This window comes from Roseomonas acroporae, from assembly GCF_023223525.1.
Taxonomy (GTDB): Bacteria; Pseudomonadota; Alphaproteobacteria; order Acetobacterales; family Acetobacteraceae; genus Roseomonas_E; species Roseomonas_E acroporae.
Genome location: NZ_JALPRX010000096.1, coordinates 1 through 6,857, shown reverse-complemented (window position 1 = coordinate 6,857; position 6,857 = coordinate 1). Strand labels below are relative to the sequence as shown.

The window sequence follows — 6,857 nt, the reverse complement described above, 5'->3', positions numbered from 1 at the left end:
GGTTGCCGTCGCCGCCCGCGATCAGGTTGTTCAGGGCGTTGCCCTTCACGTAGGTGCTCCACGTCGAGAGCACCATGTTCTCCACGTTCTCGGGCATGATGTTGTAGGCGGCGTAGGTGTAGATGGTGTCGATGCCGCCGTTCGCCGCCTCGACCACCGTCTCGCCGCCGGTGACGTAGTAGGTGTCGTCGCCCGCGCCGCCGTTCAGCGTGGCGCCGTAGCCGGGGGTCCAGATCTGGTCGTTGCCGCTGCCGCCGGTGACGGTGTTGCCGACCGCGCCCGGCCAGTTCGTCGGGTCGCCGCTGAGCGGCAGCGTCGCGCCCTTGACGTTGACCCGGTAGGTGAAGGTGGAGGCGAAGGTCGACATGGCTGGACGGTCCTCGGCAGGGGTCGTTGCGACCCCGTGTCACCTGGTTGAGGAAGCGCGCTGCCGCTCGCCTTGCGGCGGGCGGGGCGTTGTTTCGATTCAGGTCGGCCATGGGGCCGCGCCGGCGGTGCCCGCTTTTCCGCCCTCCCGGAGAGGCGAGGTGGATCGGGCCGCGATGCCTCTTGCGGAGCGGATCAGGCTCCCGGGGCATTACCGCTGGTGGTCGCCGGTGGAAAATCCTCTACCAAAGGTACCGTCTCAAACCAATGTCTGGAAAAAGAGAGCATGAAATTCCAGGCAGGCGATTCATGTCTGGCACGATCTATCAAATGTACGAGATATATAATTCTACTTCACGCCGTTATTTTCCCAGAAAAATGCCTTAATATTTAAAAAAACACACTAACGGGAACGTGATGGGTAAAAAAAGATCATAATTCCCGATACGGTCAAAAATATAACGAATCCGATGTATGAAGATTACAGATAATTAACACCTTCTCTCGACCGCGTGAGCGCTACCGATACCCGGAATACGAGCATTCCTCGGACTGCATTCCACGCTCTCCCTGATGATTCGCTCGCAAACGATCGTGTCTCCGGCCGAAATTCTCCCTTTGGTTGTGCGCCGGTCCAGGGCCCCGCGAACCGCAACCCTGGCGGGTATCCCGCCCGTTCTCCCCGGGCGGCGCCGGCCGGCAGGCCGGCTTGCCCCGTCCCGCCGGCCTCGGCCTGCTTGACCGCGAGGACCGTGCGCGGCCACAAGGCGCGCCATGGCACGCCACGCCTGCCGGACCCGGCGCGGTCCCGGCCGGGTTGGCCTGCAACCGGGGCGCGGCGTGGCGCCGGGCAGGGGGCGCACGGTTGGCCGGCGCTGATCGGAACGGGATGACGACGGAGCAGGTGAAGGGCGCCCATGACGGGCGGGGCGGCAGCCTCGCGGCGGATGTGGTGGCGACGCTGCTGGCGGGCCGCACGCTGGTCGAGATCGCCGAGGCGGAGCGCCTGCCGCAGGCGGAGCCCGCCTGCTGCGATGCCGTTCTCGCCGGCACCGACCTCGCGGCGCTCGCCGAGCCGGACCGGACGCTGCGCGACTGGTTCGACCTGCTCAAGCCGGCCGGCCGCCTCGTCCTCTACACGGCGGCCCCGTCCGACACCGCCGAGGCCCCGCCCGACCGCCCCGTCCTGAGCCCCGGCGGCATGGTGGACATGGTGGCCGCGGCGCTGGACCCGACCGCCTACCGGATCATCCATCTCGCCCCCGCCGGGGCGCTCGGCGGCCGGGCCGCCGGTACCGGGACGACCGCGCCGGCGACCGATCCCGCCCGCGGGCTGGTGCTGGTGGTGGAGAAGGCCGAGGCGCCGCCGCCCGCGGGCAAGGCCGCGGGCAAGGCATCCGCGGCCGCGCCGGAACGGTTGGCCGCCGAGGCGCCGGCCGAGCCGGCGCCGGGGATGCACGCGGAAGGGCGGCTCCTGGTGCGCGACTTCGCGCCGCCCGTCTCCGGGCGCCTGCACATCCTGCTGTTCAAGCTCGACCACTTCGGCGACTTCGTGATCGGCCTGCCGGCGATGCAGGCGCTGCGCCGGAACCATCCGGACGCCTACATACGCTGCGTCTGCGGCCGCTGGAACGCCGGCAACGCCGAGGCCTCCGGCCTGTTCGACGATGTCCGCACCTACGACTTCTTTCCCGAGCGCGCCGAGGGCTGGAACGGCCGCCCGGTGCAGGGCTGGGACGTGTTCGCCGCCGCCACCGAGGGTCACTTCGACATCGCCGTCGACCTGCGCGTGGATGCCGACACGCGGCCGCTGCTGGCGCGGGTGGATGCGCGGCTGCGCTGCGGCATCGGCTCGCAGGTGCGCTTCCCGATGCTCGACGTGGCCTTTCCCGGCGAGCAGCTCGCGCGCTCGGGCGAGAACGAGACGAACCTCGCCACGCGGCTGCTGACGCCGGACCGCTTCACCACCCGCTTGGCCGAGCGCACGCCCTTCATGCAGGAAGGGCACTTCGATCCCACCAACGTCCACGTCGTCTTCGGCCCGTACCAGACGCTGCCGGTCGGCCGCTTCGCCGCGTGGTTCGGCCTGCGCACGCACAATTTCGTCCCCGGCCCGCGCAAGGTCTCGACCACGGTGGACGTGATGCGCGACGGGCGCGACCTGCTCGCCAGCCGGCGCTTCTTCCATGCGCAGATGTGGCGCCTCGACGGCATGGTGGGGCCGCTGGAATTCGCCAACGACAGCGAGACGGCGCAGTACGAGTTCCGCGTCTTCTGCGGCGGCAGGCCGCTCGCCGGCTCGCTGCGCTTCACCGGAGTGTATCTCCAGCACCTCGACGCGCCGGTGCTCGCGCGCTTCCGCCCGGCGGAGCTGCATGTCGGCGAGCAGCTCTCGCTGCTCGTGGACCTGATCCGGCAGCGCACCTCGGATCCCTACGAGGCGCTGGCGCCGCGCCCCGTGCCGGCCTCGCCGGAGATCGCGTCGCTGCTCGACGTGCCGCCGGGCACGCGCCGGATCATGCTCGCGCCGGTCAGCAACTCGTCGCTGCGCGACTGGCCGATGGCGCACTACGCGGAGCTGGTCGCGCTGCTGCTGCGGCGTCTCGACTGCCGCGTCTTCCTGCTCGGCTCCCCGCCTCAGGCCGAGGCGATGGCCCCGCTCCGCGCGGCCGATCCCGATCGCGTCGTCAGCCTCGCGGGCCGCACGCGCTGGTCCGACCTCGGCGCCGTGCTGGACGCGGCCGATCTCGTGATCTGCAACAATTCCGGCGTGGCGCACCAGGCGGCGAGCCGCGGCCGGCCGACGCTCGCCATCTACTCCGCCAGCCACCAGCCGCAGCAATGGGGGCCGCGCGGCGCGCGGTCCCGGGCGCTGATGCTGCCGCTGCCCTGCTCGCCCTGCGGCTACGACCAGCTCGCCCTCTGCCCGAACGAGCACGCCTGCATGCGCGGCATCTCGCCCGCCGAGGTGCTGGAGCAGGCCGCGCGCATGCTGTCGCCGGCATCGCCGGTCGCGTCGCCGGAGCGGCTTTCCGCATGAAGCCCTTCCCCGAACCTCCCCGTTTCGTGCTGCGCCTCCCGCCGGCGCGCCGGCCGGGCCTGCACCGCGACCAGGCCCGCACCGCCCGGCCGCAGGCCATGCCCGCCAAGGATGCCCCGCCCCCCTCCCGGGGCGCGCGCCGGGAGGGTCGCCGCCCTTGCTGACGGGCCCCCTGCTGATGGGTCCGGCCCGCTTCCTCGTGCGCAATTTCCTGCCGCAGCGCGGGCGGGAGATGGTGCGCGACCTCGCCGTGGCGCTGCGCGTCCCCTCCGCCGCGCCGCCGCCCCCCACGGCGCGCACCGTGACCATCTGCGGCCTGCTGACCTCGCCCACCGGGATCGGCGAGGGGGCGCGCCTCGCCGCGCGGCTGCTGGCGGAGAATGGCTGGCGCGTCGGCCTGCTCGACATGACGGCGATGTTCGCCATCCCCACCGTGAAGGTGGACGGGATGGACCACCCGAACATGGAGTGGCGCGACCTCGGCGGGCCGCTGATCGTCCATCTCAACCCGCCCGAATTCCAGATCGTGCTGTTCCGCCTCGGGCTGAGCGGCCGCGGGCGGCGGCTGATCGGCAACTGGGTGTGGGAGCTGCCCATCGTGCCGCCGGTCTGGCGCAAGGCCTTCCGCCTGCCGCACGAGGTCTGGGCGCCGAGCCGCTTCGTGGCCGACAGCCTGCGCCGCTCCGGCTTCGGCGGCCCGGTCCGCCTGATCCCCTACCCGGTGACCATGCCGGACCCGGCCACCCTGCCGCCGCGCGCCCCCGCCGACTCCCGCCGCTTCACCGTGCTGCTCGTCTTCGCCTTCGATTCCGGCTACGTGCGCAAGAACCCGCTCGCCGCCGTCGCCGCCTTCCGCCGCGCCTTCGGCGACCGCACCGACGTCGAGCTGGTCATCAAGACGCGCGGCAGCACCCTGACCGGCCGGCCGGAGCGGGAGCTGGCCGAGGCCGTCGCCGGCGCCCCCAACATCCGCCTCACCGACGCGACGCTGCGCCGCGACGAGTACGTGGCGCTGCTGGCCGGCGCCGACGTCTACCTCTCCCTGCACCGCGCCGAGGGCTTCGGCATCCCGCTCGCCGAGGCGATGCTGCTGGGCACCCCGGTGGTGGCCACCGGCTGGTCCGGCAACGTCGATTTCATGGCCGGCGAGGATTCCTGCCTCGTCCCCGCCGCCATGATCCGCGCCGAGGACGACACCCCGGCCTATCGCGGCCTGCGCAGCGAATGGGCCGACCCCTCCGTCGAGGCCGCCGCCGACTGGCTGCGCCGCCTGGAGGCCGACCCCGCCCTGCGCCGCCGCATCGGCGAGGCGGGCCGCGCCCGCGTCGCCGCCATGCTGGGCCCGGAGGCCGTGGCGCGCCGCATGGTCGCGGCGCTGGAGGCGGCGCCGGGCGAGGGGCTGGCGCCGGGCGACCTGCCGGGAGCCGGCATCGCCGCGCCGGCCGCGGGTGGCGCCGGGGCGGGGCGCGCCGCCGGCTGAGGCCGCGGCCGGCCCCCGCGGCCCGGCTCGCGACCCGCGCTTCCCCGGCGCGTCTCCCTCGTGCCTCTCCCCCCAGCGCGTCTCCCCGGCGCCTCTCCCTGGCCGGCTGGACCCTGACCCGCTGCCATGACACATCTCCGCCGGACCCGCCGCGCCTAATCAGGGAACGGGCCGGGGCCGCCGGAGCCGTGCCCCGCACTGACTACCCCGGGCCGACGCCCCGAACCGACCATCCCGACGACCACCCCGGCCGGCCGCCTCTCCGTCCCGCCTCCCTTTTCCGCCCTCCGGGGCGGTGCCGCCCGCCACCCGGAAGCGTCGCGCCGCCCCGCATCCCGGCCGGCGCCCCGCCCGGATCACACGACGCCACCACGACGAGCCGACGCATGAGCCTCTCCCAGCACCTCACCGCTCTCCAGGGCACGCCGGTCGCCGTGGTCGGCGACGTCATGCTCGACCACTACGTGTTCGGCGCGGCGGAGCGCATCTCGCCCGAGGCGCCGGTGCCCGTCCTCCGCGCCCGCAGCGAGGCGGACATGCTGGGCGGCGCCGGCAACGTGCTGCGCAACCTCGCCGCCGTCGGCGCCGCGCCCACCCTGATCGGCGTGCTCGGCACGGACCGCACGGCCGAGCGCGTCACGGCGCTGCTGAAGGAGGCCGGCACCGATTCCGGCCACATGGTGCGCGACCCCGAGCGCCCCACCACCGCCAAGACCCGCTTCCTCGCCGGCAGCCACGCCATGCTGCGCGTGGACTGGGAGGAGCAGGCCCCGCTCGGCGCGCCCGACTGCGACCAGGTGGTGGCGCATCTGGAGGCGCTGCTCGGCAGCGTCCGCCTCGTCGTGCTCTCCGACTACGGCAAGGGCGTGCTGGCCGGCGACACGCCCCGGCGCCTGATCGCCCTCGCGCGCGGGCGCGGCCTGCCGGTGATCGTCGATCCCAAGGGCACGGACTGGAGCCGCTACGCGGGCGCCACGCTCATCACGCCGAACCGCGCCGAGCTCTGCGCCGCCGCCGGCATCCCGCGCGATTCCGGCATCGAGGCCATGCTCGCCGCCTCGCGCCGCCTGATCGCCGGGCTCGGCCTGGAGGCCATCGTGCTGACCCGTTCGGAGGAGGGCATGTCGGTGGTCTTCGCCGGCGAGCAGCCCGCCGTCCACATCCCGACCCGGGCGCGCGAGGTCTCCGACGTCTCCGGCGCCGGCGACACGGTGGTGGCGCTGCTCGCCGCCTCGCTCGCCGCCGGCCTGCCGCTGACCACGGCCGCCGAGCTGGCCAACGTCGCGGCCGGCATCGTGGTGGCCAAGGTCGGCGCCGCCACCGCCACCCAGGCCGAGATCCGCGCCGAGCTGGAGCGCGACGCCCGCCACGCCCAGCCCGAGCCCGTCCCGCCCGAGATGGACGACAAGGTGGTGGACCGCGCGGCCGCCGCCGCGCTGGTCGCGGGCTGGACCGGGGCCGGGCTGAAGGTCGGCTTCACCAATGGCTGCTTCGACCTGCTGCACCCCGGCCATGTCCGCATCCTGGCCGCCGCGCGCCGGCACTGCGACCGGCTGGTGGTGGGGCTCAACACCGATGCCTCGGTGCGCCGCCTGAAGGGCGAGACCCGCCCGATCCAGTCCGAGGATGCCCGCGCCACCGTGCTCTCGGCGCTGGCCAGCGTGGACGCGGTGGTGCTGTTCGGCGAGGACACGCCGCTGGAGCTCATCACCGCGCTGCGCCCGGCCATGCTGTTCAAGGGCGCCGACTACCGCCTGGAGGAGGTGGTGGGCGGCGAATTCGTGCGCGCCAATGGCGGGCAGGTGGTGCTGCTCGACCTCGTGCCGGGCAACAGCACCACGAAGCTGGTGGAGAAGGCGAAGCGCGGCGGCGCGCTTTGACGGCCGGCATCGGGGCCGCAGCGGGGCAGGCTGCGCCTTCCCCGGACCCCTTCCCCCCGGGGAAGGCTCTGCCTTCCCCGCACCCCATCCG

The 6,857-nt window shown here is 73.5% G+C and carries 3 protein-coding genes and 1 pseudogene; 3 read left to right on the top strand and 1 reads right to left on the bottom strand.

Annotated features, from left to right (window positions below; genetic code table 11):
- Positions 1 to 367: pseudogene (locus tag M0638_RS20710) on the bottom strand (hypothetical protein); the annotation flags it as partial.
- An 888-nt stretch (positions 368 to 1,255) separates the two neighbouring features.
- Between M0638_RS20710 and M0638_RS20705 the strand changes: the two are divergent.
- The 3 genes from M0638_RS20705 to rfaE1 all read left to right on the top strand — a co-directional run bounded on the left by M0638_RS20705 (position 1,256) and on the right by rfaE1 (position 6,766).
- Positions 1,256 to 3,406, top strand: a complete 2,151-nt coding sequence (locus M0638_RS20705; RefSeq protein WP_248668910.1) for a glycosyltransferase family 9 protein — start codon at positions 1,256 to 1,258, stop codon at positions 3,404 to 3,406.
- Positions 3,407 to 3,563: 157 nt separating this feature from the next.
- Entirely contained in the window at positions 3,564 to 4,886 is a 1,323-nt protein-coding gene (locus tag M0638_RS20700) for a glycosyltransferase family 4 protein (protein WP_248668909.1), read from the top strand.
- A gap of 386 nt (positions 4,887 to 5,272) precedes the next feature.
- Positions 5,273 to 6,766 (top strand): D-glycero-beta-D-manno-heptose-7-phosphate kinase, encoded by a 1,494-nt coding sequence (gene rfaE1, locus M0638_RS20695; RefSeq protein WP_248668908.1) that lies wholly within the window; start codon positions 5,273 to 5,275, stop codon positions 6,764 to 6,766.
- The last annotated feature ends 91 nt before the right edge of the window (positions 6,767 to 6,857 follow it).